Below are 2,938 nucleotides of genomic sequence, written 5' to 3' on the forward strand. Positions count from 1 at the left end.
CCACCGCGGTCGATCCGGCCCCGGTCACCCAGGGGGCGCTCCACCGGCTGCCCGGCGCGCTCGCCGACCTCGACGAGGCCCTGGCCCTGACCGACGACCGCTGGCTGCACGACCGGGCCGGGCTGATCAGGCGGGAGCTGAGCGAACCGGCCGATCCGGCTGTCGTCCCGCTGCTGCGGATCCACGGCGATCTGCACGTCGGCCAGGTGCTGCGCTGGCGCGGCGGCCATGCCGTGATCGACTTCGACGGCAATCCGGCGGTCGCGACCGCCGAACTCCAGCCCGCCGCCCGCGACGTCGCCCAAATGTTGACCAGCATCGAGCACGTCGGGCAGATCGCGTCGGAGCGCCACGGGCACGACGCCTCCGGCTGGGTCCGGACGGCGTGCGCGGAGTTCCTCGCCGCCTACGGCTCCCCCGAGTTCTTTGACGAACGCCTGGTCAGGGCGTTCTCGATCGAGCAGGAATGCCGGGAGCTGATCTACGCGGCCCGGTTCCTGCCCCGCTGGCGGTACGCCCCGCTGGGCGTGCTGCGTTCCTGGTACGGAGGGCTGTAGATGGACCCCGCGCTGTTCCGCGCCGATCTTGAGGCCAAGCCCGCCGCGTTGCGGGAGCTGGCCGCCGCGCTCCGCGACGGCGACCCCTTCGCCCCGCTCGGGCCCACCGAACGGGTCGTGTTCCTTGGCATGGGCAGCTCGCGGTACGCCGCGACCGTCGCCGCGCACCGGCTGCGCAGGGCCGGGATCGACGCCGTCGCCGAGTACGCCTCGGCACTGCCGGGACCGGCCAGACCGGGAACCCTGGTGGTGGCGATCTCGGCGACCGGCGGCAGCCGGGAGGTCCTGGACGTCCTGCCCGCCTATCCGGGGCATGTCGCGCTCACCAACGTCGAGGGCTCGCCCGTCACCGAGGGGGCGTCGCTGGTCGTCCCGATGCTCGCGGGCGCGGAGAAGGGCGGCGTCGCCTGCCGTTCGTTCCAGCACACCCTGGCGCTGCTGCTGGCGCTGGAGGCCCGGCTGACGGGGGTGGCGCGGGATCTGCCCGCGCTGCTGGACAGGGCGGCGGAGGCGTCCGATGACCTGCTGGAAGGCCGCTGGTTCGGCGCGGTCGGGCCGCTGCTCGACGGCCCCGACGGCGTCTACGCGATCGCTCCGTACGAGCGGATCTCCTCGGCCGAGCAGTCGGCGCTGATGGTCCGCGAGGGGCCGCGCCGTCCCGCCGACGCGTGCGAGACCGGCGACTGGGCGCATGTCGACGTCTATCTGACCAAGACCCGCGACTACCGGGCCCTGCTGTTCCCCGGGTCGCGCTACGACGCCCAGGCGATGGAGTGGATCACGCTGCGCGGTTCCACTGTCGTGACGGTCGGACCGGAGGTGGGGGGCGCACGCGCCGCCGTCCGCTACCGCCACGACACCGACCCCGATGTCGCGCTGCTCACCGAGACCCTGGTGGCCGAACTCCTCGCCGCCACCTGGTGGGCCCGTACCTGACTAGCTCCAGCGGCCGGTGCGCCTGCCGGTGTCGATCCGGACGCCGGAGATCTCCTTGGCGGCGCGTTCACCGGACTCGACGGCGCCGTTGAGGAAGCCGAAGTACTCGACCGAGGTGTGCTCGCCGGCGAAGTGGATCAGGCCTTCCGGCCGGGCCTCGACACCGAACAGCGAGGTGTACTGGCCGGGGCGCGGGCAGGTGTAGGCCCCCTTCGACCAGGGGTTGAGATGCCAGGCGCTGCGGTAGGAGCGGCCGTCGTAGGCGGCGGCCGTCCCGGGGAACACCCGGTCGATCTGGGTGAGGAACCCGTTGACCTGGGCGGCGGGCGCGGTGCCGAACGCGGCCCCGGTCCAGCCGGACGTGGTCTGGGTGCCACCGGGGAAATAGCACATGACCCCGTCGGCGCGGCCGCTGGCCGCGGTGTCGTCCCAGGCGCACTGGAAGCCGCTCGGCGCGGTGTAGCTGGTCCCGCCGAGCCCCTGGGCCAGCCACGGCCGCGAGGTCAGTCCGACATGGATCTTGCCGTTGCTGCCGAGGTCCATCTCGCGGATGGCCCGGAGCTTGAGCGCGGACAGTCCCGCGCCGGACAGGTCGCAGTCGCGCAGGGTGGTGAACGGCAGCGCGAGGACCGCCCGGTCGACCTTGACCTCGACGGACTTGTTGCCGTTGGCGAAGGTGAGCACGGCCGTGTCGCCCTGCCGGACGGCCGTCAGCTTGTGGCCGTACTTGACCGTGCCCGCGGGCAGTTCGGCGATCATCCGGGTGATGAGCTGGTCGTTGCCGCCGTCGATCGTGTACTTCTCGTCGCCGCCGGTCATCGGCTCGAGCGAGTTCTGGCTGTTCCAGCCGAGCAGGTAGATCAGGTTGAGCGCCGACTGGCTGCCGGGGTCCCTCCCGTACTCGGCGATCGCGTTGCTCTGCAGGAGCCGGCCGAACCTCCCCGCGGTACCGCCGGGGATCTTGGCGGAGATCCAGTCGTTGACGCTCATCTGGTCGAGGGAGACGCCCGCGGCGGTGTGGTCGTCGAAGGTCTGCGCCCAGGGAGCGGCGGCGAGCGCGGACTTGAAGGCGGTCTGCACGACGCCCCAGTCGGCGTTGGCGGCGTCGTAGGTGTAGGGGGCGCCGTCCATCCAGTACTGCTCGGGCCCGGCCGGGTCGTTGCCGCCGTTGACGTTGCGCAGGCTCAGTCCGAGCTGGTGGGCGAGGTTGCGGGTGAGGCCGTGGTCGGTGTTGATGAACGCGCCGCCGTGCTCGACGACGACGTCGCCGAAGGTGCCGCGCAGGGAGTAGCAGCGCCCGCCCGCGCGGCCACTGCCCTCGTAGACGGTCGCCCTGATGCCCTTGACGGTGTAGAGCCAGTGCGCGGCGCGGATCCCGGCCAGGCCGGCCCCGACGATCGCGACGGTGGGCGCGGCGGCGGCCGACGCGCGCTTGGCGGCGGGCA

General features: G+C 72.7%; 2 protein-coding genes and 1 pseudogene. 2 read left to right on the plus strand and 1 reads right to left on the minus strand.

Translation table 11 applies throughout. The annotated features are described in order from the left end of the window. Nucleotides 1–557 (plus strand): annotated as a pseudogene (locus ACYVE7_RS31935) (hypothetical protein); the annotation flags it as partial. Beyond that, entirely contained in the window at nucleotides 558–1,493 is a 936-nt protein-coding gene (locus ACYVE7_RS31940; RefSeq protein ID WP_460370030.1) for an SIS domain-containing protein, read from the plus strand. Here the strand turns inward: ACYVE7_RS31940 and ACYVE7_RS31945 are convergent. Continuing rightward, a partial coding sequence (locus ACYVE7_RS31945; RefSeq protein ID WP_460370031.1) for a flavin monoamine oxidase family protein occupies nucleotides 1,494–2,938 on the minus strand: 1,445 nt, incomplete at its 5' end. It abuts the gene before it with no gap.

Source organism: Actinocorallia lasiicapitis (assembly GCF_054778695.1).

What these genes read in the sequence shown, in the direction of transcription:
- ACYVE7_RS31940 (WP_460370030.1), top strand. Translation starts at nt 558, where the DNA reads ATGGACCCCGCGCTGTTCCGCGCCGATCTTGAGGCCAAGCCCGCCGCG.